Source organism: Hominenteromicrobium mulieris (assembly GCF_046197855.1).
Classification (GTDB): Bacteria; Bacillota; Clostridia; order Oscillospirales; family Acutalibacteraceae; genus Hominenteromicrobium; species Hominenteromicrobium mulieris.
The window spans coordinates 269,695-295,353 of record NZ_CP173188.1 but is presented as its reverse complement, the minus strand read 5'-3'; the positions used below and the strand labels follow the sequence as shown (position 1 = coordinate 295,353).

At 50.6% G+C, this 25,659-nt stretch carries 29 protein-coding genes and 1 riboswitch; of the genes, 10 read left to right on the top strand and 19 right to left on the bottom strand.

Translation table 11 applies throughout. The features are described 5' to 3' along the window. Nucleotides 1-59: 59 nt before the first annotated feature. Nucleotides 60-830, bottom strand: coding sequence for a sugar phosphate isomerase/epimerase family protein (locus ACI0CA_RS01440; RefSeq protein ID WP_343285191.1), 771 nt, complete (start codon nucleotides 828-830; stop codon nucleotides 60-62). 128 nt (nucleotides 831-958) lie between these two features. Between ACI0CA_RS01440 and ACI0CA_RS01435 the strand changes: the two genes are divergently transcribed. The 3 genes from ACI0CA_RS01435 to ACI0CA_RS01425 all read left to right on the top strand — a co-directional run bounded on the left by ACI0CA_RS01435 (nucleotide 959) and on the right by ACI0CA_RS01425 (nucleotide 3,370). Then, a complete protein-coding gene (locus ACI0CA_RS01435) occupies nucleotides 959-1,879 on the top strand; it encodes an aldo/keto reductase (protein WP_417086379.1) in 921 nt (306 codons plus the stop codon). A 231-nt stretch (nucleotides 1,880-2,110) separates the two neighbouring features. After that, nucleotides 2,111-3,229, top strand: a complete 1,119-nt coding sequence (locus tag ACI0CA_RS01430; protein WP_176820978.1) for a sodium ion-translocating decarboxylase subunit beta — start codon at nucleotides 2,111-2,113, stop codon at nucleotides 3,227-3,229. A 12-nt stretch (nucleotides 3,230-3,241) separates the two neighbouring features. Then, nucleotides 3,242-3,370, top strand: a complete 129-nt coding sequence (locus ACI0CA_RS01425; protein ID WP_176820979.1) for an oxaloacetate decarboxylase — start codon at nucleotides 3,242-3,244, stop codon at nucleotides 3,368-3,370. A 159-nt stretch (nucleotides 3,371-3,529) separates the two neighbouring features. On the opposite strand, the gene spoVAE is transcribed toward ACI0CA_RS01425, so the two are convergent. Further along, nucleotides 3,530-3,886, bottom strand: coding sequence for a stage V sporulation protein AE (gene spoVAE / locus ACI0CA_RS01420; protein ID WP_308449178.1), 357 nt, complete (start codon nucleotides 3,884-3,886; stop codon nucleotides 3,530-3,532). A 115-nt stretch (nucleotides 3,887-4,001) separates the two neighbouring features. On the opposite strand from spoVAE, the gene ACI0CA_RS01415 reads away from it, so the two are divergent. Continuing rightward, nucleotides 4,002-4,988 carry a 2-hydroxyacid dehydrogenase gene (locus tag ACI0CA_RS01415; RefSeq protein ID WP_308449177.1) on the top strand — a complete coding sequence of 329 codons (987 nt, stop codon included), beginning with the start codon at nucleotides 4,002-4,004 and terminating at the stop codon, nucleotides 4,986-4,988. Between the two features lie 56 nt (nucleotides 4,989-5,044). On the opposite strand, the gene ACI0CA_RS01410 is transcribed toward ACI0CA_RS01415, so the two are convergent. From ACI0CA_RS01410 to ACI0CA_RS01390, 5 genes are all read right to left on the bottom strand, one after another. Next, nucleotides 5,045-5,365 carry a rhodanese-like domain-containing protein gene (locus tag ACI0CA_RS01410; RefSeq protein WP_308449176.1) on the bottom strand — a complete coding sequence of 107 codons (321 nt, stop codon included), beginning with the start codon at nucleotides 5,363-5,365 and terminating at the stop codon, nucleotides 5,045-5,047. 97 nt (nucleotides 5,366-5,462) lie between these two features. Next, the gene (locus ACI0CA_RS01405; RefSeq protein WP_395507468.1) at nucleotides 5,463-6,314 is read right to left on the bottom strand and encodes an IS3 family transposase; all 852 of its coding nucleotides are present in this window, start codon (nucleotides 6,312-6,314) and stop codon (nucleotides 5,463-5,465) included. Continuing rightward, entirely contained in the window at nucleotides 6,311-6,598 is a 288-nt protein-coding gene (locus ACI0CA_RS01400) for an imidazolonepropionase (protein WP_395507467.1), read from the bottom strand. Before ACI0CA_RS01400 ends, ACI0CA_RS01405 begins: the two co-directional genes overlap by 4 nt. 114 nt (nucleotides 6,599-6,712) lie before the next feature. Then, nucleotides 6,713-7,660, bottom strand: a complete 948-nt coding sequence (locus ACI0CA_RS01395) for an L-lactate dehydrogenase (protein ID WP_308449175.1) — start codon at nucleotides 7,658-7,660, stop codon at nucleotides 6,713-6,715. Nucleotides 7,661-7,882: 222 nt separating this feature from the next. Continuing rightward, nucleotides 7,883-8,716: an MBL fold metallo-hydrolase gene (locus ACI0CA_RS01390; RefSeq protein WP_308449174.1), complete on the bottom strand. Its 834-nt coding sequence runs from the start codon at nucleotides 8,714-8,716 to the stop codon at nucleotides 7,883-7,885. A 382-nt stretch (nucleotides 8,717-9,098) separates the two neighbouring features. On the opposite strand from ACI0CA_RS01390, the gene rpsT reads away from it, so the two are divergent. Then, nucleotides 9,099-9,359 carry a 30S ribosomal protein S20 gene (gene rpsT / locus ACI0CA_RS01385; protein WP_176821029.1) on the top strand — a complete coding sequence of 87 codons (261 nt, stop codon included), beginning with the start codon at nucleotides 9,099-9,101 and terminating at the stop codon, nucleotides 9,357-9,359. A gap of 363 nt (nucleotides 9,360-9,722) precedes the next feature. On the opposite strand, the gene ACI0CA_RS01380 is transcribed toward rpsT, so the two are convergent. Then, nucleotides 9,723-10,127, bottom strand: a complete 405-nt coding sequence (locus tag ACI0CA_RS01380; protein ID WP_176820985.1) for a DUF4190 domain-containing protein — start codon at nucleotides 10,125-10,127, stop codon at nucleotides 9,723-9,725. Between the two features lie 202 nt (nucleotides 10,128-10,329). On the opposite strand from ACI0CA_RS01380, the gene ACI0CA_RS01375 reads away from it, so the two are divergent. Genes ACI0CA_RS01375 through ACI0CA_RS01365 form a run of 3 tightly spaced genes read left to right on the top strand, consistent with a single transcriptional unit; the run spans nucleotide 10,330 to nucleotide 12,834 of the window. Further along, nucleotides 10,330-10,893 carry a DUF1836 domain-containing protein gene (locus tag ACI0CA_RS01375; protein ID WP_308449173.1) on the top strand — a complete coding sequence of 188 codons (564 nt, stop codon included), beginning with the start codon at nucleotides 10,330-10,332 and terminating at the stop codon, nucleotides 10,891-10,893. A gap of 33 nt (nucleotides 10,894-10,926) precedes the next feature. Beyond that, a complete protein-coding gene (gene hflK / locus ACI0CA_RS01370; protein WP_308449172.1) occupies nucleotides 10,927-11,955 on the top strand; it encodes an FtsH protease activity modulator HflK in 1,029 nt (342 codons plus the stop codon). Between the two features lie 3 nt (nucleotides 11,956-11,958). After that, nucleotides 11,959-12,834 (top strand): protease modulator HflC, encoded by an 876-nt coding sequence (locus tag ACI0CA_RS01365; protein WP_308449171.1) that lies wholly within the window; start codon nucleotides 11,959-11,961, stop codon nucleotides 12,832-12,834. A gap of 128 nt (nucleotides 12,835-12,962) precedes the next feature. On the opposite strand, the gene thiC is transcribed toward ACI0CA_RS01365, so the two are convergent. The 3 genes from thiC to ACI0CA_RS01350 form a co-directional block, all read right to left on the bottom strand. Then, nucleotides 12,963-14,270 carry a phosphomethylpyrimidine synthase ThiC gene (thiC, locus tag ACI0CA_RS01360; protein ID WP_176820989.1) on the bottom strand — a complete coding sequence of 436 codons (1,308 nt, stop codon included), beginning with the start codon at nucleotides 14,268-14,270 and terminating at the stop codon, nucleotides 12,963-12,965. Between the two features lie 61 nt (nucleotides 14,271-14,331). Then, nucleotides 14,332-14,439, bottom strand: a riboswitch (TPP riboswitch). Between the two features lie 70 nt (nucleotides 14,440-14,509). After that, nucleotides 14,510-15,775 (bottom strand): chloride channel protein, encoded by a 1,266-nt coding sequence (locus ACI0CA_RS01355; protein WP_446806604.1) that lies wholly within the window; start codon nucleotides 15,773-15,775, stop codon nucleotides 14,510-14,512. Between the two features lie 203 nt (nucleotides 15,776-15,978). Then, nucleotides 15,979-16,821 carry a DegV family protein gene (locus tag ACI0CA_RS01350; protein ID WP_417407018.1) on the bottom strand — a complete coding sequence of 281 codons (843 nt, stop codon included), beginning with the start codon at nucleotides 16,819-16,821 and terminating at the stop codon, nucleotides 15,979-15,981. A gap of 222 nt (nucleotides 16,822-17,043) precedes the next feature. Between ACI0CA_RS01350 and ACI0CA_RS01345 the strand changes: the two genes are divergently transcribed. Both ACI0CA_RS01345 and ACI0CA_RS01340 read left to right on the top strand, forming a co-directional pair. Beyond that, nucleotides 17,044-17,355 carry a TM2 domain-containing protein gene (locus ACI0CA_RS01345; protein WP_417104016.1) on the top strand — a complete coding sequence of 104 codons (312 nt, stop codon included), beginning with the start codon at nucleotides 17,044-17,046 and terminating at the stop codon, nucleotides 17,353-17,355. Between the two features lie 14 nt (nucleotides 17,356-17,369). Continuing rightward, on the top strand, nucleotides 17,370-18,032 hold the full coding sequence (locus ACI0CA_RS01340; RefSeq protein WP_417104015.1) for a TM2 domain-containing protein: 663 nt from the start codon (nucleotides 17,370-17,372) through the stop codon (nucleotides 18,030-18,032). 110 nt (nucleotides 18,033-18,142) lie between these two features. On the opposite strand, the gene ACI0CA_RS01335 is transcribed toward ACI0CA_RS01340, so the two are convergent. From ACI0CA_RS01335 to ACI0CA_RS01300, 8 genes are all read right to left on the bottom strand, one after another. Beyond that, entirely contained in the window at nucleotides 18,143-20,068 is a 1,926-nt protein-coding gene (locus ACI0CA_RS01335; RefSeq protein WP_446806605.1) for a glycoside hydrolase family 127 protein, read from the bottom strand. Nucleotides 20,069-20,346: 278 nt separating this feature from the next. Next, on the bottom strand, nucleotides 20,347-21,540 hold the full coding sequence (locus ACI0CA_RS01330) for a site-specific integrase (protein ID WP_002610375.1): 1,194 nt from the start codon (nucleotides 21,538-21,540) through the stop codon (nucleotides 20,347-20,349). A gap of 80 nt (nucleotides 21,541-21,620) precedes the next feature. After that, the gene (locus ACI0CA_RS01325) at nucleotides 21,621-21,824 is read right to left on the bottom strand and encodes an excisionase (RefSeq protein WP_002610370.1); all 204 of its coding nucleotides are present in this window, start codon (nucleotides 21,822-21,824) and stop codon (nucleotides 21,621-21,623) included. A 409-nt stretch (nucleotides 21,825-22,233) separates the two neighbouring features. Further along, complete coding sequence (locus tag ACI0CA_RS01320) at nucleotides 22,234-22,485, bottom strand: helix-turn-helix domain-containing protein (protein WP_002610366.1); 252 nt, start codon at nucleotides 22,483-22,485, stop codon at nucleotides 22,234-22,236. Continuing rightward, nucleotides 22,469-22,909, bottom strand: a complete 441-nt coding sequence (locus ACI0CA_RS01315; protein WP_002610364.1) for an RNA polymerase sigma factor — start codon at nucleotides 22,907-22,909, stop codon at nucleotides 22,469-22,471. The genes ACI0CA_RS01320 and ACI0CA_RS01315 overlap by 17 nt, the downstream gene beginning before the upstream one ends. 492 nt (nucleotides 22,910-23,401) lie before the next feature. Then, complete coding sequence (locus ACI0CA_RS01310) at nucleotides 23,402-23,899, bottom strand: hypothetical protein (protein ID WP_002610362.1); 498 nt, start codon at nucleotides 23,897-23,899, stop codon at nucleotides 23,402-23,404. A 22-nt stretch (nucleotides 23,900-23,921) separates the two neighbouring features. Then, the gene (locus ACI0CA_RS01305; protein ID WP_002610358.1) at nucleotides 23,922-24,950 is read right to left on the bottom strand and encodes a sensor histidine kinase; all 1,029 of its coding nucleotides are present in this window, start codon (nucleotides 24,948-24,950) and stop codon (nucleotides 23,922-23,924) included. Continuing rightward, on the bottom strand, nucleotides 24,947-25,651 hold the full coding sequence (locus ACI0CA_RS01300) for a response regulator transcription factor (protein ID WP_002610355.1): 705 nt from the start codon (nucleotides 25,649-25,651) through the stop codon (nucleotides 24,947-24,949). Before ACI0CA_RS01300 ends, ACI0CA_RS01305 begins: the two co-directional genes overlap by 4 nt. Between the last annotated feature and the right edge of the window lie 8 nt (nucleotides 25,652-25,659).

Genomic DNA, 25,659 nt, shown 5'->3' with positions numbered 1-25,659 from the left:
CGGAGTTTCATTTCTCCGCGGCGCTTGTTTTTTACGCACTCACATTCAAAAACGAATCATTATTCATTGTCACACCTATGCAAAACCTCAAGCACAACGGGAAGCTGGGTTTCGGGGTTCTTTACGGGGCACTCGAGGCTCATGCGGGCGTTGTAGCCGATAAAGTGCAGCGCGCGGAAAAAGGCTTTGTAATCCGCGGTATCCTGCGGCGTCATGGGTACGCGGCCGACGGGGTTTGCGATATGCGTGTGCGCAAGGATATCGCCGCACTGCTCTACCATTTCCGGCGTGCCGTTTTCGCTTATGAGGTGATAGTAGTCGCACAGCAGCTTAAAGTGCGGGTGGTTGACCTCTTTGACAAACTTCAAAGCTTCCGGCTGCATTGTGAAAATATTTGTTTCCTCGTGCCGCAGCGGCTCCAGCGCGATGGTGACACCGTACTTTTCACCGGCGTCACCTAAGATTTTTGCGACAGTTTTTAATTGCTCCCACGCTTTTTCGCGCGGGAAATTTTCCGGTACACGGCGGCTGCCGCCGCTGCCGAATACCCCGATTTTTATGCCCGCCTGCGCCAATCGCCCTATGGCGTGATTGACGTATGTTTGGATCGCTTCAAAATCGACATTGTCACCCGTCAGCTTAATACTACCCGGAAACATACAGTTTGCCGCCTCCGCGTGAATGGGTGCGGCTTCATTTTTTTGCAGAAAATCCGCGAACTGCGCCTCTGTCATCTCTGCAAGTCCCGCAGCGCTGACCTCAAGATAATCAAACCCGAGCTTTGCGATAAATTCCGCCTGCTCGATCGGCATACACACACCAAAACGCATGGCAACCCCTCCAAAGTCTTTTTCTCATTGTAGCCCGCGCACGCGGAAAAAGCAAGGAAAACACTTGCAAACGCGCATAAGTTTTTCTATAATGAAGACAAATAGACTTCATTTGGGAGGCTTGTTGTATGGAAAAAATCAAACTTGGCAAAAGCGGGCTTTTGGTGCCGCCTATAGCCCTCGGCTGCATGCGTCTTGCGGGCGCAGAGCGCACGCAAGCAGATAAATTTCTGCACACCGCGTTGGAGCTTGAGCTCAACTTTTTTGACCACGCCGATATTTACGGCGGCGGTGCATGCGAGCGTGTGTTCGGCGAGATGATAAAGGACGCGGGCGTTCGCCGCGAAGATCTTATCATTCAGTCGAAATGCGCCATTGTGCCCGGCAAAATGTACGATTTTTCAAAGGAACATATTTTGTCTGCCGTAGACGGCAGCTTAAAGCGCCTTGGCACGGATTATCTTGACGTTTTGCTTCTGCACCGTCCGGACGCTTTAATGGAGCCAGAAGAAGTAGCGGAAGCCTTTGACGAGCTTGAAAAGAGCGGCAAGGTGCGCCACTTCGGCGTCTCCAACGAAGACCCGTACACGATGGAGCTTTTGCAGAGCGCTTTGCATCAACCGATCTGCGCAAACCAGTTGCAAATGAGCCTGACAAATGCCACGATGATCGCGCAGCCGATGAACACAAACATCTGCGACGGCTTAAACCCGGTGCTCGATAACGGCGTGTTGAACTACTGCCGCCTGCACAACATCACCATTCAGACGTGGTCGCCGTTCCAGTACGGCTTCTTCGAGGGTGTTTTCATCGGCAGTGAAAAATACCCGAAGCTAAACGCAAAGCTCGACGAGCTGGCGGAAAAATACAACGTGACAAACACCGCCATCGCGCTTGCGTGGATTCTGCGTCACCCTGCAAAAATGCAGGCCGTCACGGGCACCATCAATCCAAAGCGCCTGCGCGACTGCGCCGCCGCGCTTGACATTACGCTCGCGCGCGAAGACTGGTACGCGCTGTACCTTGCAGCGGGCTACCGTCTGCCGTAAACTTTCGCTTGACAAATGCGCCGCGCTCCCGTAAAATATGGGTATAAAAGGGAGTAGCAAACAGGAAATATCTGTAATGTATGCGTCAGCACGACGGTTCCCCCGTCCGTATACGTTGTAATCTGCGAGACTTTTATCATGCCGCGGCAGGATAAAAGTCTCTTTTTTATTTTCTTTCGGAGACAAGGATTTTGCAAAGGCGGCAAAATCATCCGAGAGGAAGGTATGAAAATGAACTTTTTAAGCGAGCTTTTCGCGAACGTGGGCAATGTGACGTGGCAGCACGCGGTAATGTGGTGCATAGGCGGCGTGCTCATCTACCTTGCCATCGCGAAAAAAATGGAACCTGCGCTGCTTTTGCCTATCGGCTTCGGTACAATCCTTGTCAATCTGCCGCTTTCCGGCGCGGTGACGCAGGGCGAAGAAGTGGGCGTACTGACGTTATTATTTGACAGCGGCATTGCAAATGAGCTTTTCCCGCTGCTCCTCTTCATCGGCATCGGCGCGATGATTGACTTTGAGCCTCTGCTCTCAAACCCGAAGCTGTTTTTATTCGGCGCGGCGGCCCAGTTCGGCATTTTCTTCACGCTGAGCATGGCACGGCTGTTTAACTTTGACCTGCACGACGCCGCCTCCATCGCGATCATCGGCGCGGCGGACGGCCCAACCTCCATTTTTGTCGCGAACGTCCTAAATTCGCAGTATATCGGCGCCATCACCGTGGCGGCATACTCGTATATGGCGCTTGTGCCCATTGTGCAGCCGCCGGTCATCCGCCTGCTGACGACCAAAACCGAGCGGCGCATCCGTATGGCGTACACGCCCGGCTCTGTCTCAAAAACGACCAAAATTCTGTTTCCTGTCCTCATCACGGCGGTCGTCGGCATTGTGTCCAATCGCTCGGCGGCGCTTATCGGCTTTTTGATGTTCGGCAATCTGCTGCGTGAGTGCGGCGTGTTAAACAGCCTTTCGGATGCCGCGCAGAACGTGCTGTCCAACTTGATCACCCTGATTCTCGGCATCACAATCACCGCACATATGACAGCGGCGGAATTTTTGCGCGTGGACACGCTGCTTATTTTGGGACTGGGTCTCATTGCATTCGTGTTTGACACCGTAGGCGGTGTACTGTTTGCGAAAATCATGAACCTGTTTGTCAAGAATAAAGTCAACCCCATGATCGGCGCGGCGGGCATTTCGGCGTTTCCGATGTCCGCACGCATTATCCAGAAAATGGGACAGCAGGAAGACCCGCAGAACTTCCTTTTGATGCACGCCGTAGGCGCCAACGTCTCCGGTCAGATCGCGTCTGTCATCGCAGGCGGCATCATCTTAAACATGATCCATTAAGGAGGATAACGTATGTTCAATGTTCCCGCATTTTTAGACAGCTTACAGTATATGGCCAAAGGCATGACCGGCGTTTTCCTTGTCATTGCCGCAATCATTTTGAGCATTTACCTCTTAAACCGTGTGTTTAAGGCAAAGTAAAACGGATCAGGAGCACAAAAGATAAGTTTGTCCTCGTCGGCTTCAAAGAAGCCGAGTGGACGAAAAGGATGAAAAAGGGATGCGTGCTGTCAGACAAAATTCCTTTTTCGAACCATGAGCAAGCGCCGCAGAGTTTCCGTTCTCTGCGGCGCTTGTTTTTTACGATTTTTCTTTCGGCTTTGCGATGGCGGCCATCAGGCAGCTGAAGAAGACGGCTGCGGCAATGCCGGCGGCACCGGCGGTGATTCCGCCCGTGAACACGCCGAGAATGCCCTTTTCTTTTACGGCGGCTTTTACGCCCTCGCTTAACAGATACCCGAAGCCGCTCAGCGGCACGGTGGCGCCGCAGCCCGCGAAATTCACGAGCGGTGCATACCACCCGAGCGCACCTAAGATCACACCGCCCGTGACGTAGGCCACCATGATTCTGGCCGGGGTGAGCTTTGTCAGATCGATCAAAAGTTGACCGACCACACAGATTGCCCCGCCGACCGCAAACGCCCTTACATATTCCATGTGAAAATCCACGCCTTTCGTTTTATACGTTTTCTTTGGCTTATTCTGTGCGGAATAACCCAAATTATGACGCGCAGAATAACTGTGCAACGTTAAAACAAAAGGAGAGTGCAGCATGAAAAAAATCGCATTTTTTGATACAAAACCATATGACCGCACGTGGTTCGACATTCTGGCAAAGCACTATGAAATCGCGTACTTTGAAGAAAAGCTGAACCGCCACACGGCGACGCTGACGGACGGCTTTGACGCCGTGTGCGCCTTTGTGAACGACCGTGTGGACGCGGCCGCCATTGACCGCATGCACCGCTGCGGCGTGCAGCTTTTGGCACTGCGCTGCGCGGGCTTCAGCAATGTGGATATGCAGGCAGCAGCGGGCAAGCTGCGCGTGGTACGCGTGCCCGCCTATTCCCCACACGCCGTTGCGGAGCACACCATGGGGCTTTTATTGACGTTAAATCGCCGTTTGCACCGCGCCTACATCCGCACGCGCGATTTCAACTTCAGTATTGTGGGTCTGACGGGCATAGACCTCTACAAAAAGACCGTCGGTATCATCGGCACGGGGCGCATCGGCCGCGCATTTGCGGAAATCTGCCGCGGCTTTGGCATGCGCGTTTTGGCGTATGACAAGTATCCTGCGCCGGACTTTGAGTACGTTTCGCTCGATACACTCCTGCGCGAAAGCGACGTCATCTCCCTGCACTGCCCGCTCAGTGAAGAATCCTACCACATGCTCGACCGCAAAGCGTTTGACAAAATGAAAAAAGGTGTGTTTTTATTAAACACCTCGCGCGGCGCGCTTATTGACAGCGAAGCGCTTTTGGACGCATTGAATAACGGCACCTTGCGCGGCGCGGGACTGGACGTTTACGAGGAGGAGGCGAAGTTTTTCTTTGAAGACCATTCCGACACCGCCGTACAGGACGACACTTTGGCATTGCTCATCTCCCGCCCGAACGTCATCTTAACGGCGCACCAGGCGTTTTTGACCGAAGAGGCATTGTATAATATTGCGGAAGTGACGGTGCAGAACCTCGATGATTTCTTTGCCGGAAAGCCGCTTAAAAACGAAGTGTGTATCCGCTGTGCAGGAAATTGACCTGCCGCGAACGCACACTTTTCAACCGTTTTTTACTTTTCTGTAGAAATCAGAGCTTAATATTCCAAGCCATACGGCCAATCGACCAAGCTGCCGATGTCGTAAATATGCGTATAGCCGTAGGATTCGAGCTTCATCGCCGCCATAAAGCTGCGGCGGCCGCTCTTGCAGTAAACAAGAATCGGCGTATCGGGCGTGGGGATCTTTTCCTCCGCGGTGTCTTCGTCAATGGTATCCACCGGGAAAAGCACGGCGTTTTCGGCGTGGCCCGTGATGTATTCGTCTTCGTCGCGCACGTCCAAGATCACGCAGTTCGGCTCGGTATCGATGATATGCTTTGCTTCCTGAAACGAAACCTTTTTATATGATTCTTCCATGGCATTCCTCTCGTCTTCACTGAAAAGCCCCGGGGCAGGTTGAACCGCACCAGATTATGCGGACAGCACTAAAAGCCCCCATGTAGGATATTGAGTTTTAAGCGGAGTGGCGCAGCGACAGCGGTGCCACTCCCGTTTTTGTTTGGATGCGTTCGTGGTTATAGAAGTAAATATACCTGTCGATCAGTTCGTTTGCTTCTTGGAACGTCTTTGGCTTGTGGCGGTAGATGCACTCTGTTTTCAGAATGGAGAAGAAATTTTCTGCCATGGCATTGTCATAAGGATTTCCTTTCCTTGACATGGACGGCGTTATGCCGTAAGATTGTGTTAGCTTGAAGTATGCTTGCGATGTGTATTGAAAGCCTTGGTCGCTGTGGAGCTGCAACTCCGCAGCGACTTTCTCTTTCTTCATTGCCAGACGAATCGTGTCCAGAACAAGATTCACAGTCTGCCGACTTGCAGTCTTGTAGGCCACAATACTGTTGTCATACAGATCTCGGATCATGGACAGATATAAAATGCCTTCTTTTGTGTGGATGTAAGAAATGTCCGTGACCCATTTCTCGTTTGGCCTGACCGCCCGGAACTGTCTGTTCAACAGATTTTCGTATTTGTGTACCTGCTGACCAAGATTTACCCATTGGCGGCGTCGGCGAACCTCAGACAATAATCCATATTTTTTCATGATTCTGAGCACAGTCTTCGGATCTCTTTGAATATTTCTGCCTTTTAACCACTTCCATACACGTCGATAGCCATAGGTCTTATCTGTCCTGCGCTGACATTCCTCGATTTCCTTTGCCACAACAGCATCGCGATCCGTCTCTCCCAGACGCTTTTTAAAGCAGTAGTAACCACTTCTGGATACCCCGAAGAATTTGCACATAACAGATATTGGGTATTCTCCCCGGTGACGGTGAATGACGGCGTACTTTGCCTTTGGCCTCACTTCCTTTCTGTGGACTGCAGAAAATCCTGCAGTAATTTCACTTCCATCTTGAGCCGCTTATTCTCATACTTATATTCCTGCAGCGTCTTTGCAGGCTTCCTGCCACGAAACTTCGGCGCACCCTTGGCGGCTTTTTTGCGTTGCCGCTTCAGCAGATTGTGAACCGGACGGTCTCCCTCCAAGCCAAGTTCCGCTTCGATTTCCCTGTGGTTCTTCCCTGATTCTAACATCTTTTCTATGGTCGGTAGTAGAACCTGCATATTGGTGTATCTTCGTTTGCTCATAATGAATCCCCCCTGATGTACTTATTATCCTACATCAGGGGGGATTTTGTCTATTGTCCTGTTTTACTGGTTCTGTTCAAGGTGCTCCGGGGCTTTGTTACGGATAAACTTAACTTAGATCTGAACCTTCTTGATGATCTCCTTGAGGCACTCAGAGCTATGTACAAGCGCGGCATGCTCGCTCTCGGTCAGCGGCAGGTTGAGCTTATTCACAACACCCTTGTGGCCGACGGTGGTGAGCAGGCTCAGGCAGACATCGCTGATGCCGTATTCGCCGTTCAGCATGGTAGAAACCGTCATGTTGGTATCGATGCCGGAGAGGATGCACTTTACGATATGACAGACGGAAATGGAAACCGCATAGAACGTTGCGCCCTTGCGCCTGATAACGTTGCCGCCGGATTTGCGCATGTAATCCTCAACGTCCGCATAGTTGAGCGGCGGAATCAACATGCCGTCGGTGTTTTCCATAGCCTTCTGGTATGCGTTTGCCGGGATGTTGGAGATGTTCGCAACGGACCACGGCACGAAGGAGCTGTCGCCGTGCTCGCCCAGAACGTAAGCGTGTACGTTCTGCTGGTTAATCTGGTAGTACTCGGAGAGACGTGCACGCAGACGGGCGGTATCGAGGATGGTACCGGAACCGAGGATGCGGGACTCCGGAATGCCGGAGCACTTGCAGAACGTGTAGGTGAGGATATCAACCGGGTTGCTGACGAACAGATAGATTGCATCCGGTGCGTACTTCGTGATGTTCGGCGTGATGCTCTTGATGATGTTGACGTTCGTCTGTGCAAGGTCCAGTCTGGTCTGGCCGGGCTTACGGGCAATGCCGGACGTGATGATGACGATGTCGGAATCCTTTGCGTCTTCATAGCTGCCCGCGTAAACGGAACATGGCGTGCAGAACGGAACGCCCTGACGGATGTCCAGGGCCTCGCCCTTTGCCTTTTCCTCGTTGATATCGATCATGACAATCTCGGAAGCAATGCCCTGCACGGTGAGGGTGTAAGCGATCGTGGAGCCGACGCTGCCGCTGCCGATAATGGTAATTTTATTCATAGTTCAAACCATCCTTTTTTCAGTATAGTTGCAGAATTTTGGATTATCGCTTTGATTATAGTATATTCAGGGGAATAAATCAAGTAATTTTCGGCGTTTTGGGCGCATTCTGCGGGCTTTTGGGGATTTTGTCAAAGCTGTGTCAAGCCCGTGCGAAAAAGTGAACAACATGCACGGACACCGCAGTCGTATGGCAAAACGCGCATGTCTTTGTGGCGCTTTTTATTTATTGTAGACCTTTTCCATGACGTAGGCAATGTTCGCGATGCCGCCGTCCTCGCGGTGGAACATGCCGTCAAACTTGCGGGCATAGAGAAATTTGCGCCCGAGGAACTCCGTTTCGAACCGGTCGTCGTCATCGCTTAAAATCTCCTCGCACAGTATCATCGCTTCGTCTACGATGTACGCCGGAACAGCCTGCAGACCGTGACCGCCGTAAAACTTGTCGATGTCCTTAAGATATGTCGCAAGGTGGTCGAGGCTTTTCGCATACGTCTCGACTGTTGTGGAGCACGGCAAACCGAGCAGTGTGTTCGCATTGCAGGCGTCGCCGGAATACAGAACGCGGCGGGCACGGTCCAGATAGACCATGGTTCCCACGGTATGACCCGGCACGGCAATGGCCTCAATCTGCACGCCGCCGAGGTCGAACACGTCGCCGTCTTGAACAGGCAGCGTCTTCACTGCGCACGGCGGCACAACGTCTTCCTTTTTGGGCACAAACGCCCCCTCCGGCTTGCCGCCGCCCATCACAAATCCGTAGCGCTTGTCGACGTCGCCGTGCTCGTACAAAAGCGCAACGTCCGCCGGGTTCACATAGCATTCCCCGTACTCAAACGATGCGCCGGCGTGATCCACATGTCCGTGCGTCAGCACAAGCGTAACGGGCAAATCGGTACATTCGCGTACAAACGCTTTCAAACTGCCTACGCCTGTAAGACCATCGATAAGCAGCGCTTTTTCACTGCCTTCGATCAAATAGCAAAGCTCTCCGCCCAGACCGCCGATCTGCGTAACATTGTCAAAAATCTTTCGGCTTGTAAAAAACTTGGACAAAATAAGCGCCTCCTCCGTAAATTTGCGGCTTTGCCGCCTTTTTATAAAGCGGCTGCCGTCTGCGCCGCTTTCCTGCGTTTTTCGCTTTTATTATACGATATCGTTAAAAAAATGTCTATAAGAAAATCTCGGCTTACGGGACTTTTTACATTGCATTTAAAACAGATTTTTATCATACGGAAGTACTTTACAGCCCTTCTAACGGTAAACCGCGCTTTTTATCTGCCGTTTTACGAAAAAAGGCAAAAAAGCTCTTGCATTTTCGGGGGCTATGTGGTATGATTATGTCTGCGTTATTGGAGTTCAAGGCGAATCTATGCCCACCAATACGGTTCAGGCGGTTTCGCCGTACTATAATCCTACGATCGAGGAGGTGTCTACTGTGCCCAACATCAAATCCGCTAAGAAGCGCGTTAAGGTCGCTGCCGCAAAGACCCTGCAGAACAAGATGATCAACTCTCAGCTCAAGACAGAGATCAAGAAGGCTAACGTTGCTATCGAGTCCAATGCTGCTGACAAGGCTGAGGCTGTCAAGGTCGCTGTCAAGAGAATCGACCAGGCTGCTGCAAAGGGTATTCTGCACAAGAATACGGCTGCCAGAAAGAAGTCCGCTCTCGATAAGAAGCTGAACGCTGGCGCGTAATTTTCCCAACATCGCAATGCATTAGACGACTGCTTTCGGGCAGTCGTTTTGCATTTTACGGCACTTTTTAAAGAGAATAAGTAAGGCGGAAGCAGGCTTTTTCGGTCTGCTTCCGCCTTTTTTTATTTTTGTGAATTCTCCTATTCTAAATGTTCGTCATACGAACGCTTCAAGAAACCCCTTGATAGGGTTTCTTGCGGCGGAACAATCCACCGGATTATTCCGCCTATCTTCCTGATCTTTGGTTAGGCAAAAAGATTTCGTCGTCTGCGGACGACGACTCGGGGCGTTGCCCCAAGACCCCACAAGCTTTTGAAAAAGCTTGTGCAAAACTTTATTCGTTCGCCCGTCGGCAGAATCTTCTTACCACAACGACTCAATAAATACCATGGCGTACAAAAAGATGCTGAACACAGTCGTTATCATGCCGATGGTAAGCCCGGCGACGGCGAGGCCTTTGCCCCGCTGAAAGCTCTTCTTAATCTGTGAAAGCCCCAATGTAGAGAACACGATGCCGAGGATTGACAGCGGCGGGAATACACACATCAGCACAAGCGCGACGCACGAAAGCACAAAGCCCGCGACCGCGTAGCCGTTCATGCGGTTATTCATCGGCATCCCATACGGCCGGTAGGGCTGCACATACGGATTTTTCGGTTCTTCAAACTCCGAGTTCGGCGCAAGCTGTATTTTCGCTTCACTGCCGCAGTTTGGGCAGCAGCGCATTGTTTCCGGGTACACGGTGCCGCATTCATAGCATTGTACCATTTCTCCACCTCATTTTTGCTCTTTTCCCCAGTATATCGGGTTTTAGCAGCCTTGTCAATGCCCGTTTCTGTCCGCGGCGGACGGGCAAAAATGACAAATTTGCCCATGTGCAAAGGATTTTACGATTTTATGAAAAAATCTTTAAATCTCTATTGACAATCATATAATTATGTTGTATACTCTCATCATCACATAGAAGGAGATGAACAAAGTGGAGTGGACACTTCCCGGAACGGTGCTCTCCGTTGACGCAGACCGGCCGCAGGCGGCGGAGGAAGTTTTTTCTTCCCTGTTTTTAGCCGGCGGGCTGGTGCTTTCGCAGGTGACGCAGGTCACGGGGCTGGAGCCGTACATCATTCAAAACTGGGTGCGGCGCGGCTTTTTGGCACCGCCGAAGCAGCGCAAGTACACGCGCCGCCAGTTGAGCCGCATCTTGATGATCAACGCGTTGAAAAGCACGCTTTCCATCGAGCAGATCTGCAAGCTTTTAAGCTACATCAACGGTGCGCTGGACGATGAGGGCGACGACACCATCGACGATACGGAGCTGTACGGCGCGTTCGTGCTGGTGGCGGGCAGCGTGCAGAAGCACGGCTTGACCTCGGAAAGCGAAATGAACCGTTTGATCGCGGACGGCCTTAAGGACTACAAAGAGTCGATCCCCGGCGCGAAGGAACGGATTGAACAGGCTTTGCGCATTATGATCACCGCGTGGCGCGCCGCGCAGCTGCAAACCAAAGCGCAGAGCATGATGAACGCGCTCTAAGTGAGAGTGCAGATTTTGAAAAAGGAGAAATTTATGTTTGAGGAATTCAAGGGCACCGGGATTCCCATCCCAACGCCAAAAAAGCCGAGCGGAGACTTTTTAAAGAAGCTGCCGAAAATCGTGCTCATCGTCGTAATCGTCCTCGTACTGCTCGCCGTTGTGGCAAGCTCTTGGTACACCGTGAACGACAAGGAGCAGGCCGTTGTGACCACATTCGGCAAGGTAACGGACATTACGGATGCCGGCTTCCACTTTAAGCTGCCGTTCGGCATTCAGAAAGTGGAAAAGGTCAACGTGAATGTCTACCAGAAGATCGAGCTCGGCTACCGCAGCGTCGGTTCCGCCGATAACTTTGACATCATCGAAAGCGAAACGAAAATGATCACCGGCGACTACAACATCGTCGACGTGGAGTTCTTCGTGGAGTACAAGGTCAGCGACCCGGAAAAGTACCTCTACGGCTCGTATGACCCGGAAACGATTCTGCGCAACCTGCTGCAAAGTCAGGTGCGCAACGTGGTCGGCTCCGAAGCCGTGGACGCCGTTTTGACGACCGGCAAGGAATCCATCCAGATGCGTGTCAAAGAGCTTGTATCCGAAATTTTGCAGGAATACGACATCGGTTTGACGCTTGTAGACGTAAAAATTCAGGACTCCGACCCACCGACCGATGAGGTCACGGAAGCGTTTAAGGCCGTGGAGACCGCAAAGCAGCAGGCAGAGACCGTGCGCAATGAGGCGCGCGCCTACCAGAACGCACAGCTCCCGCAGGCGGAAGCCAAAGCCGACGAGCTGCTGCGTAACGCCGAATATTTGAAGCAGAAGCGCATCAACGAAGCGACGGAGCAGGTCGCGATGTTCGAAGCCATGTACAAGGAGTACAGCCAGAACCCGGGTATCACGCGCTCCAGAATGTACTATGAAGCCATTTCCGAAGCCCTGCCGGACGTGAAGGTGTATATCGATACCTCCGGCGAAAACGGCGTGCAGAAGGTGCTGCCGCTTGAAAGCTTCACACAGGGCGATGTGACTACGACCGCCCCCGAAAAAGGAGAAGAATAACCGATGAAAAAGAAAACCGTGATCCTCTTGGCCGTGCTTATACTGGCGGCTGTGTGCCTCTTTAATTCCGTGTACACCGTGGAGGAAAACGAATACGGCTGCACCGTGCGGCTCTCTAAAATCATCTCGACGACCGATGAGCCGGGCCTGCACTTTAAAGTGCCGTTTTTGGACAGCGTGAAGTCCTTCCCGAAAGCCACCATGCTGTATGATATTCCGCCGAGCGAAGTGCTGACTGCCGACAAGCAGAACATGACCGTGGACTGCTACGTGCTGTGGAGCGTCTCCGACCCGCTGAAATTTTACCAATCGCTCGGCAACACGAGCGTTGCTGAGGAACGCTTAAACGCGCTGACCTACAACGCCCTCAAAACCGTAATGGGCACGCTTTCGCAGTCGAACATCATCAACATGGACGACGGCGCAGCGCGAAACGACATTTACGAGGGCATTACCACAAGCGTCGATACGCTTGCCGCAAACTACGGCATCAAGGTCGAGGACGTAAAAATCAAGCGCTTTGACCTGCCGGAGGCAAACGAAAGCGCCGTATATGCCCGCATGATCTCCGAACGCCAGCAGATTGCGGAAAAATACACCGCAGACGGCAACTACGAAGCATCGCTTATCCGCAATGACGTCGATAAGCAGGTGAACATCATTGTCTCGAACGCGGAGGCCGAAGCCGCAAAATTGCAGGCCGAGGGCGAAGCCGAATACATGCGACTGCTCGGCAAAGCGTACAACACCGAGGATAAGCAGGAGTTCTACAAATTCACGCAGGCGCTTGAAGCCTTAAAGAGCACCTTAAACGGCGACGAGAAGACCATTATCTTAGGCAAGGATTCGGACTTGGCACAGATTTTGATGAATCCGTAAAGCCTGATAGCCACCCCGGCAAAACCGAGGTGGCTATTCCCATATAAACGAGAACGGCACAGCCCGGGAGGAAGCCCAAGGCTGTGCCGTTCTCTATTCAAATCACATAGGAGTCTTATGATCTCAAATTATTCATCGAAGATGGAGACGATCTCGCCGTCTAAGATGCGGTTCATGTTCTTCACCGCGCAGAAGTTGCCGCACATGCTGCACGTGTCTTCCTTCTCCGGGCGGGAGGATTCGCGGTAGCGGCGCGCCTTTTCGGGGTCGATTGCGAGGTCAAACATCGCGTTCCAGTCAAGCTTCTTTCTGGCAACTGCCATTTCGTTGTCCCAATCCATCGCGTGCGGAACGCCCTTTGCGATGTCAGCCGCGTGCGCTGCAATGCGTGCCGCGATGATGCCCTCTTTCACATCGTCTACGTCCGGCAGGCGCAGGTGCTCTGCGGGCGTAACGTAACACAGGAACGATGCGCCGTTCATGGCTGCCACCGTGCCGCCGATAGCGGAGGTGATATGGTCATAGCCCGGGGCGATGTCCGTGACGATCGGGCCGAGCACATAGAACGGTGCGCCGTGGCACAGCGTTTTCTGAATCTCCATGTTCGCCGCAATCTGATTGAGCGGCATATGACCGGGACCCTCGATCATGATCTGCACGTCTTTTTCCCACGCGCGCTTGGTCAGCTCGCCGAGCGTGATGAGTTCTTCAATCTGCGAAGCGTCGGTCGCGTCCTGCAGGCAGCCGGGGCGGCATGCATCGCCGAGGCTGAGCGTCACGTCATATTCACGGCAAATGTCGAGAATTTCGTCAAAATACTGGAAGAACGGGTTCTCCTCGCCGGTCATTTCCATCCATGCAAAAATGATGGAGCCGCCGCGGGAAACGATGTTCATCAAACGGCGGTTGCGTTTAAACTTCTTCGCCGTCTCTTTATTGATGCCGCAGTGGATGGTCATGAAGTCTACGCCGTCCTCCGCATGCATGCGCACAATGTCAATCCACTCGCGCGCAGTGATTTTGCCGAGCGCCTTGTGGTAGTAAACGACCGCGTCATAGATCGGCACGGTGCCGATCATCGCCGGACACTCGTGCGTCAGCTTGCGGCGGAACTTCTGCGTATCGCCGAAGGAGCTGAGGTCCATAATGGCCTCCGCGCCCATTTCGACCGCATGATTCACTTTTTCAAGCTCCATGTTAAGGTCGGTGAGGTCGCGGGACGTGCCGAGATTGACGTTGATCTTCGTCTTCAGCATGGAGCCGAGACCGTTCGGCTCTATGCATGTATGCACCTTATTGCACGGGATGATGACCTTGCCCTCCGCCATGAGCGCCATGAGTTTTTTCGGCTCCAAGTGCTCTTTTTCGGCAACTTTCGCCATTTCCGGCGTAAAAATGCCCTTGCGGGCGGCATCCATCTGCGTTGTGTATTCCATTTTCTGTTCCTTTCCTAATGCGTGTTTCGGAACAAAAGAAAAGGGCATGTGATAATGACACATACCCGGATATTTCCGTTCCCTACGTTGGCATTATCCAAATCAGGTTATTCGGGTCGAGGGTCACACCCTCCTCTCAGCCCGTATACGAGCACCCCGTTTATTATTTTTTGCGTTTTCCGCCTACTTACTCTACCACGCCAAGTGCGTTTTGTCAAGATTTTGCCTGTGTTCTCGGCTTAGTGTCCGTGCACGTTGATCTCTTTCTCGCTCAATTTCGAATAAATAAGCTGCTGTCCGGAATAAAGGCTGAAATAGCCCGAAAACAGGAAGCTTACAAGCGCCGCGATCATGCAGAACAGTGCGCTTTCGCCGCCGAAGAGCTCTACGCTGAGCAGAATTGTCGCAATGGGGCAGTTCGTCACACCGCAGAACAGCGCCGCTATGCCGATGGCCGCGCCGAACGCGGGACTCAGACCGACAAGCAGCGCCAGCGTACCGCCGAGCGTGGCACCGATGAACAGCGTGGGCACGATCTCGCCGCCCTTAAAGCCTGCGCCGATCGTGATGGAGGTAAAGATCATCTTGAGCAGGAATGCCTCGGGACGCACGACGCCCTCTTCAAAAATGCGCTCGATGACGTCCATACCGCCGCCGTTATACGCGCGCGTACCGACAAGCAATGTGAGCAAAATCACCACAATGCCGCCGACCGCCGCGCGGAGAAATTCGTTTTTAAAAAGCTTTTTGAAGAGTTTTGCGCCGCTGTGCATCGCCCAGCAGAACAGCATACTGGCAATCGCACACAAAATGGCGATGACGAGTACACGCCACATTGTGGAAATGTCAAATGCCGGGACATTTTCGACGAGAAAATGCTCCGGGGCAACGCCCATAACCAGCGCCAGTGCATAGGCAGACGCAGAGGACACGATGCACGGGAACAGCGCCGAGGTGCAGAAGCGGCCGACGCTGACGACCTCTATCGCGAAGACACATGCCGCCATCGGCGTGCCGAATACCGCCGCGAACACGCCGCTCATACCGCACATGGTGAGAATGTGGTGGTCTTCCTCATTTAAACGGAACAGCTTGCCGAAGAACGTCGCCACGCTTCCGCCGATTTGGAGCGCCGCGCCCTCGCGGCCCGCGGAGCCGCCGAGCAGGTGTGTAATCGTTGTGCCGAGGAAAATGGCCGGCGCAAGCAAAATGGAAACACCTTTATTGCTGCGTACACCCTCGAACACCTCGTTCGTGCCCACGCCGGAAACGCGGCAAAGTTTATAAACGCCCACAATGGCCAAACCGCCGACGGGCAGCAAATATAAAAGCCATGGGTTAGCGCCGCGCATGGCCGTTGCCCACGCAACGGATTTTGCAAACAGCGCGCCGACGAAGCCGCCAAGCCCGCCGACAAGCAAGCCTAAAACGCCCCACCGCAAAAACGCCGCAATGTACGCCCACACGTTTTCCGCAAGCGAGCGAATTTTCTCTTTGTTCTCCATTGTTCTTTCCTCACTCAGTTCATGTCTTTATTGACAAATAAAGTTTTTAATCAACTTTTTTTCAAAAAGTTGGTCGAGCTCTGCAGAGCTCGAAATCCTTTTGCCTACCAAAAATCAGGCGGAAGGACGGAACTTCCAGTGGACGTTCCGTCCGTGGGAGACCCAATTAGGGGGGCTCCCAAAAAGGCGAAACCTTTTAGAATTTACTTTCTCACAAACAAAACGCCCAGCGTGTTCGGGCCGCAGTGACTCGAGACCGTGCAGCCGGCATAGGTCTCCAACACCTCGTCGAAGCCGCCGCATTCCTTGATGATCGCTTTCACATTCTCCACAATCTCCGGCGCACAGCCCGAGTGCGTGATGAAAATGCGATTTCGTCTCAAATCGTCTCTGCCCTGCAAACGCTCGCGCACATACTGTGCAATGCAATTGTCGATCTTGCCACGGTACTTTTTGCCCACGCCCATTTTGCCGTCCTTCACTTCAATGCACGGCTTTAGCTTCAATAAATTCGCGCCGAGCGCCGCCAAGGTAGAGCATCTGCCGCCCTTTTGCAGATAAAAAAGCGTATCGATGACGAAGCTCGCCTCTACTTTTTTCGCCGTTTCGCGCATGAGCGCGGCAATCTCTTTGGGGCCCTCGCCCTTTTCCGCACGCTCTGCGGCATCCAAAACGAGCAGCGCGATGCCCGTGGAAAGATTGCGGGAATCGACCACATACACGTTTTCAAACTCCGCCGCAGCGGTGCAGGCGTTCTGGTAGCAGCTGGAAAAATCACTGCTGATATTGAAATGGATCACCGCGTCGTAATTTTCCCTGCATTTTTTGAAAAATGCCGTGTAATCGCCCACGTTCACGGCAGCAGTGCGGCACACGCCCTTGCCGGAGCGCACGTAGTCGAAAATCTCCTGCGGCGTGATGTCCATGCCGTCGCGACAATTCTGCCCGCCCTTTTCAATGTACAGCGGCGTAATGCCGATATTATACGTTTCGATAAGCTCCGGCGACAGATCGCATGTGCTGTCCGCCGAAATTTTAATCCTCATTGCAGAATTCTCCTCTCCGCTTTCGATTCGTTTTACGGTGTTTATGTTGTTTCAGTATACAACAGCCCGCGCTTTTTTTCAAGATTTCGCACCGCTTCCGGCATGATTTTTCCGTCTCTTTCATAAATTTTAAGACATTCTTACATTGCGCAAAAACGCTTGCATCTAAAGAAATTTTTCGCTACAATAAAATCACAAAACAAAGATGAGAGGAGACCGTATATGCAAGGTCAAAATTACAATCCCTACACCGGCGCACCGCTTTCCGGCATAGATCCGCCCGCCGGTTATCCGCAAAAAAGCCGTATCGCAGCCGGACTGTTCGGCATGCTGATGGGCACATTCGGCGTGCACAATTTTTACCTTGGCAATACACAGCGCGGACTGATCCAGATTTTGGTCGCTACGCTCGGCGCGCCTCTCACCTGCGGTCTTTCCACAGTTGCCGTGTGGGTCTGGAGCCTTGTTGAGGGCGTGCAGATCTTAGAAGGCAAGATCAAAATAGATGCAAACGGCATCAAGCTGAAGGACTGAGAAAGGAGATCTTTATGACAGACGAAAATAACACCCGGAACACCACCCCGGAGACCGCAAAGCCGGAGCCGACCTTGACGAATCCCGTAGAGCAGAGCTTTGCCGAAGCCGAGCGCCTTGCGGAGCAGGCAGAAGCCGCCGCAAAAGACGAACCGTGCTGCGATATGCCGAAAGCCGAAGAAGCTGCCCCGGAAGCACCGAAAACGGAGATGCCAACGCCGCCACAGTATCAGCCGCCGCAGTACACCTATGCGGCCTACACCGCACAGCCGCAGCAGCCCACCCCGCAGGAGGGCGCGGGCGACTACCGCCCCCCGCGCTACACGGAGCAGTACCAGGCGAACGCCAATAATGCAAATTATAACAACCCGCAGCAAACCTACTACACCCCGAACGGCCAGCCGCAGTATGGGCAGAACTACGCACAGCCGTATGACCCGCCGCAGGGCACCAAAAGCCGCATTGCAGCCGGTGTGCTCGCCATTTTATTCGGTGTATTCGGCGTGCACAACTTCTACATCGGCAAAACGGGCCTTGGCATTGCACAGCTTGCCATCACCGTTTGCAGCTGCGGCACGCTTGCCATCGTCTCCGAGATTTGGGGCATCATAGAAGGCGTGCGCCTTTTGCAGGGCACAATCTATACAGACGGTCACGGCATGAAGTTTGTTGACTGAGCTTGATTTTATACCATTGACTAAAATTTCAAAACAGCAAAACCCGATGCAGCCGAATCCAGACTGCACCGGGTTTTCTCTGTTCTGTTATGACGACATAAACGCGTTTCTTATTTGACCGGCAGCCAGACACGCATCTGGTTTTCGCCGCGGTTTGCCCATGTGTAATACGGGATAAGGCGGATTGTCTTTTCCACAAATTCCGGAGCCTTTGTGGAATACAGCGTGTCGATGTCTTGCTGTGCGCAGCCTGCGATCTCTACGGGCACAATGCCGCCGAGCGTTTCGGGCTCGAAATCGAGCGTCTTCGGCTCTGCACCGGCTTTGACATACAGCGGCAGCACCTTGCCGTTATCGACTTCCTCTGCGCAGTAGACGAGCGCGCCGCGCTGTACACACACCTTGCCGCTGTCCGCCGCGATCTTTGCGGAGGCGTACACAACGTGCGGGGTCATATCCATGGTGAGCGCAAGCGTATCGCCGTCTTTCCATGCGCGGGTGATGTAAGCGTAACCGTCCTTTGTCACGGCGTTAAGGTCAACCGCTTCGCCGTTTACGGTCAGCACGCTCTTTTCGCTCCATGCCGGAATGCGGATAGCGACCGTCGTTTCCGCTTCGCCCTTAATCGTATACTTTGCCGTGCCGCCGTGCGGGAAATCGGTCTCGCAGGTGAGCGTGATGCCCTTTTCGGTCTTCACCGTGCCGCCTGCATAGAGGTCAATGAAGAACGTGTCTTCATTTTCGCTGTACGCATAGGAGCCAAAGGAAGACACCATGCGCGCCACGTTCGGCGGGCAGCATGCGCAGGCATACCACTGCGGGCGGGTGGGCAGCACTGCGCGGTGCGTGACGGCCTTGCCGGAAATGCCCGGTACGACCTCAAGCGGGTTCACATAGAAGAAACGCTTGCCGTCAAGCTGCATGCCGGCGAGCACGGTGTTGTAGAACGCGCGCTCCATCACATCGGCATATTCGCCGCGGTGCTCGTTTTCAAGCATCTTCTTCGCGAAGAACATCAGACCGATGGAGGCGCAGGTCTCGGCGTACACGGTGTCGTTCGGCAGGTCATAATCGACCGTAAAGGCTTCACCCATAAACGTGGAGCCGATGCCGCCCGTAATGTACATGCGGCGCTTTGTGATGCTCTCCCACAAATTGCGGCAGGCAGCAAGCAGTGTCTCGTCCTGTGTTTCCTTTGCGACGTCCGCCATGCCGGTGTAAAGGTACACGGCACGCACGGCGTGGCCCACGGCGTCCTTCTGCTCACGCACGGGCAGGGTGCTCTGGGTGTAGTCGGTATTCAGCTCCTCCGTGCCGTCCCAAACGTTCCAGCCGCGGTTCTTTTTTTCTTCCACGAAATAATTCGGGGCCTGACCGCGCACGTCTACAAAGTGCTTTGCAAGCTCCTTATACTTTTCGTTGCCCGTGGCGCGCCACAGACGCATCAGTGCGAGCTCCACCTCCGGGTGGCCCGGGTAGGCACGCGTGTTTTTCTTCATGAATTGCTCGTAAATGCAGTCTGCACTCTTCGACATGATGTCGAGCAGCTCGCGCTTGCCGGTGACCTCATAATACGCCACGGCAGCCTCCATCATGTGGCCTGCACAGTAAAGCTCATGTGCATCGCAGATGTTCGTCCACATTTTGTCGGGACACTTCACGGTGAAATAGGAATCGACATAGCCATCTTCGTGCTGGGAAGCGCCGTAGAGCTGAATGGTCTCGTCCACGGCCTTTTCAAGCTCCGGGTCTTCGCCCGCTGCAAGCGCATAGGCTGCCGCTTCGATCCACTTTGCGACATCGCTGTCTTGGAACACCATACCGTAGAATTCGTCCGGCTTTACGTCCTTGCCCCTCAGCTTTTCGGCTGCAAGGCGGATATTTTCAATGGCGTGGCTCTTTTCGATACCCGGGATGGCGTCGTTCAGGATATTATACTGATACGGCAGCACCTCCTCGCGCACGAGCTTCTGCATTTTGCCGATGAAACCGTTATCGGCGGAAAAGGATTTTACGGGGATACGTTCGCTTTTCATCTTTACAAACCTCCATCATGAACTTCAAGTTGTTCGTACATCTTTTATAGCACATTCAAACGGAGAATGCAACTGTTTTCGGAAAACTTTTATTTTGATACGGAAAATTAGATATGAATTTTGATTATCTTTTTAGAAGTTCTTATATGCCGGTATAGCCCGTATTTACAGGCTTTTCCGGCATTTTTCGTATCGGAAGAAACTCACATATATTTTTATATCCGCTTAGGTTTTTGCTTTCAAAAGTAGTAAAGAAGTAGTAAAACCTTGATTTACTACTAAGCTGCTATCCGCAGCATTTCAGCTTTTGCGCTGTCGAAAGTAGCGTGTGCGTAATAGTTCAGCGTCATAGTAATGTTGGAATGTCCCATAATGTACTGTAATGCTTTCGGGTTCATTCCGGCATTTGCCATGTTGGTACAGAACGTATGACGTAAGGTGTGCGGTGTCATTACTTTCGGTAGAGCTTCCTCATGGTACTTGTTGTACTTCTTTGCAAGCCCCCTAAACATACCGTCATAATTGGTAGCTGTTTTCGGGTAGCCGTCCCGGTTGAGGAAAAGGAAGTTGCTGTAACCGTCAATAGTAACAGCTTTTGCACCCCTGCGCCGTTTCAGCACTCGGTTAAATGCTTCATATACTTTTTCGCTCATTGGAATTTGACGAATACCGCTTTTCGTTTTTGGTGTTTCAATGTAATATCCTGTTTCCGCACTTCTTAAAAGTTGGTGGTCTACATTGATTATCCTATTCTCAAAGTTAATGTCAGTATCGGTCAGCCCGCAAAGTTCAGAGATACGAAGCCCTGTCCCAAGCAAAATAATAAGCTCATCATAATACTTCTGATAAACTTTGTCATTTTGAGCAAAGGACAAAAAACTTTCTTCCTGCGCTGGTGTTAGCGGAACCTTTGGTTCTGTATCATCTTCAATGACAGTGTTTAACTGGAAGTCAAAAGGATTTTTCCTTATGCAATCGTCCTGTATCGCTGTGTAAAAGGCAGCTTTCAAGGAACGCTTGTCATTACTGATAGTCTTATAGGAAATTCCTTTTTCTTTCATGCGGATTGCCCATTCTTTCGCGTCGGACAGCTTCACGCTGTCAATCGGGCAGCCCCCAAGTTTATCTTCTTCCAGTAGCTTCATCAGCCGCTTGCGTCCGTTTTTCGTATTGTACCTTACATTTCCCCGGTGGCGTATCTGCTTTGCATAAAGTTGGCAGACCGTCATTTTCTTGCCTATGGTGTCTATCCCGTCGTCAAGGTCTTTCTGTATCTCTTTTACCTTTTCTCGTAGGGATATATCCTCACGCTTTCCGGCAGGGGTCTTGTCCGTAGGTACTAACTTCCACGCATACACAAACTGCGGATTACCAAAGGTATCTATATATTTGTAAGCATATCTTCCGTCTTTTCTCTGGCTCTCTCCCGACCGCAAAACTCGATTTTTGCTGTCACGTCTTTTCTTTGACATTTTTCAATGCTCCTTTCCAAGACGGAAAGAGCCTTGATATGCTTATCCCATTATAGCACATTCAAGGCTCAATTTCACTATCAGATTGTGTCTATGGTATCAATCATTTTTTCAAACTGTTTGCGCTTGATTTGAATACGGTTGCCGTTCATAATAACCCACCCGGCGGCAGGATTTTCCTCGGCTAATTTACGCAGCTTGTTTTCTCCGATACGGAAGTATTTAGCTGCTTCATCTATCGTAAGCGTGTATTTTTCCCAAATAGGCACGTCGGCGTTACTCATAGTATCGTCCCCCTTTCAATATTAGGAAAAGTGAATAGTAAAAGGGGCTTTAATCGGACGGCTGTTAGCACAACCTCGCGGGAGTTCCACCCCTGCCCGTTAAGGCAGCTCTACCCAATGCCTGCGACGCTTTTAACGCTCGGACTATGGCTATAAAGGCTTGTCTACCCTTAGTGCGTGTCGTCGCCCACAAGCCGCTACACTTGTTCCCCGGCGTGGTGGTGGTCGCTCGACTTTCTCCAATAGAAGAAAAGCGTCATGGCGCACCTGCCGTATGGCTCAACGCAAAAAGGACGTATCCGATTTGCCCTATACTGCGTCGCCGTTATCTTGCGTCGCTTTCTTTGTCAAAGAGCAAGTAAGGTCAAGTCAACAGGCAGCGGAAAGGGGGACGCTGCTTGTGGTTATCTCAAACCTTGAATGAAAGGACAGCCCGCATAAGACGCGAACGCAAGCGGTCGCGTATATCCTCATCTATGCCCCAATAGATATTTCCGCGCTCATCACGCAGCTTTCGCATAGACAGGGACGCTATGTAGCTTTCGTAATGCTGTACGACAATGTTCATAGCTTCCGGGTCGCCCTTAGTAGCGGCTATGATTACCGGGTAAGGCAACAAGCCGCGTTCGTCCTGTTCTGATTTACTAATCTGTGCAGTCATAGGCTTTTTCCTCCAAATAGCGTTTTAACAGCTTCATTGAGCTTGTCCGACGGGACTGTACCGTTGTCCTTGACAGATTACAAAACTTTGCAATCTCGCGTTCGCTCATGTCAAAGAAATAATACAGCAGTACGGTTTCCCGCTTTTCTTCCGGCAAACTGTGCAGGGCTTCGGCAAGCAGCTTCGCAGTAATTTCTTTGCCGCCGACAACGAAAGACTGTTCTGCTTCATCATCTGCAAAATACTCGTCGCAGACGTAGAGCTGTTTTTCTTCCAGTGGCGACAGGTCAGAAAAAGTAACCTCGCGTAATTGTCGCTGCTTTGTGTCCCTGTGGGCATTCATAGCTTCTCGCTTCAACGCCAGTTTGCAAAAGCCGTTAAAAGCACAACGGATTTGCCATTGGGTACGAATAGGCTCGTTCATGTTCTCACCTCCTTTCGCTGCCGCGAAAGCGGTGGAGTTTGAAATGTCCCCTTTCGTAAACCCTCAAACCAACGCACTTCAAAATGGACGTTGGTTTTAGAAATTTTTTGAAAAAGTTTTTTGATAAAATACAAAATGCGCCCGTCTGCAAATTGCAGACAGGCGCAAAGGAATTATCAAAAGTATATGTATGATTTGTGAGTTCATCTATGTAGCCAGAATAACCCGTTGGCGGGTAATGGCTTTTTTTGATAACAGTCTATTAGGGCATAGGAAAAAGGACATGACGATACCTCCTTGATACCGCCATGTCTTTATCTAGTAGGAGAGTTATCGTTAGAATTTAGATAGATAAAAAGAAACGGCGGCTCTGAAAATCAAAGCCGCCGAAATAGAATAGGCGCGTGAAAACCTGTCTGCGTTGCGACGGCTTTTTTTCTTTGCCGTCGTCCGGCAGATGTTCTATACTATGTCAATTTCAAAAATTTCTCATTATCCTTTATTACTTTTTTGTTTTGTCTTATGTAAAAGCAGGATAACCAAAACAGAAATAGCTATACTGCATAGAATATATGTCCAATTAAAATATGATAGATTTATTAAATTCTGTGCTGATTGATTTTTAATGAAGTTTGTATATGGTGCGTTACTCTTAATCGCTTCCATAACTCCTACAACATTTATCGGTCTTAAATTGTATAAGTACGCACCAAATAAATATATTGCTGCTTTTTCAACGACCGACGGTATTAAAATAGCCAATGCAGCAAGCCATAATTGACATTGCTTGTGGGATTTCTGTAAATATAACGCCCCAAAAAGATAGGGCAATATCGCAAGGCAACAGCCCAAGAGGACAATATTCTGATGAAGCCCAAAGAGGGCAAAGAATATGCGGATAAAAAGATACGTTCCAAATATAATTAACCAATCAATGAGCAAGCTTTTTATTGGCGTGTGCTTTTTTACTATTTCATTCTGTAACTGCATTTCACTACCTCCCAAATAGACGTTACACTTTTGGAAACGTCAAGGTTACGGTTGTTCCACCGTATGAATTGTTTTTAAGCTCCACCGTGATAAATAAGTCAGTTGCCATTTTCTGAACAAGGTATAAGCCCATACCTGTAGAACGACTAAGGTAACTGCCCGTATCTCCGGTAAACCCCTTGTCGAAAACAAAGGGTAAGTCAGACAATGGTATGCTTGTGCCGTTGTCTTTGATAGATAAAGAAATCTGTTCACTATTCATACTATCAGCTATGGAAAATATGAGCCGTGGGGCAAGGTTGTTTCCCACATATTTCACACTATTACTGATTATCTGTCCTAAAATGAACATCAGACCTTTTTTGTCAGAAATCACTTGATAATCGTTTTCGGTATATTCAATAGAAAATCCGGCTTCTTCAAGAAGCGTTAAATTATCTTCAACTGCTTCACGGCAAGTTCCAAGAATTGAAAGCGACTCAAAAGAGTAATCCTTATGTGTAGCCCCAAGCCTTGAAAAGTATAGAATTTGTTCTATATCCTGTCGGGTATGGTCGCGTACATAAAGCATACGAGTATGAACCAAAGGGGACATTTCATCTTTTCGATTATCCAGTAGCAAGGTCATAAGGGATAGTGGTTTTTTGATTTCATGCACCCAATTTTCAACATAGTGTTCATAGTCTGTAACTGTAATTTTCTGTTCGTTGATATATTCTTGCTGCGTCCTCAAATGTTTTCCCAATTCACAGATAAGAGGGCGTATTACAGCGGGAACAGCTTCACACAGTAAGTATTCGTTGGTATCGTCCGGCTCTAATAGAAAACGCCGAAAAATAGCGTCTGCCTTGTTACGTTTTCTGATTGATATAGCAAGAGGAATAGCAAGTGCGGCAAATGACACAAAAATTATCAATGCAGCATAATTTATAAAATAATCAGGGTTAGCCAACCAAGCAAGAAATATAAAGAACAAGTCCAAACAGGCAAGTGTAATAATCCATACCCGGTTAGAGGAAATATAGATTAAAAGTATTTTCAACTTATTCATAAGCGCACCTGCTCTTTCAAGCGGTAGCCTTGACCGCGCACTGTTTCTATACGTTCTTCAAGACCAAATTCACGAAGCGTTTTTCGCAGCCGAGTAAAATTTACTTGTAATGCATTTTCGTCTATAAATTCTTCTGTTCCCCATAGTCTAATGCATAATTCTTTTTTAGAAACAATCTTAGGGCTATTTTTCAAGAGAGCAAGTAATATTTTTCCTTCGTTCGGTGGCATAAGGTAAGAGCTATTCCCTACATAAATTGTAAAGGTATTCGGGTCAAGTAAAAAACCACCTCCATCAAGTAACCCTTGCTGTACCTGTTCTTCTTTACGTCGAAGAAGATTTTTAATTCGGGCAAGTAAACGTGACATATTACAAGGTTTTGTTAAATAGTCATCAGCCCCCAAGTCTAATGCGTGCAGTTCGTCCTGCAATTTATCTCTTGCAGTCAATACGAGTACCGTACCAATCTGTTTAGCTTTCAACTCTTTACATATTTCAAAACCCGAACGAAAGGGAAGATTGATGTCAAGCAAAATTAAGTCGGGAAAATATGCTGCTATTTCTGATACTGCGTTTTCAAAATCCGATAATCCAATCGTATCATATCCCGATTTTTCTAATAAGTTCAACAGTTCTTCTCGCATATAAACATCATCTTCAACCACAACTATCTTTGCCAATATGTCCGCCTCCTTTCCCATAATATTTA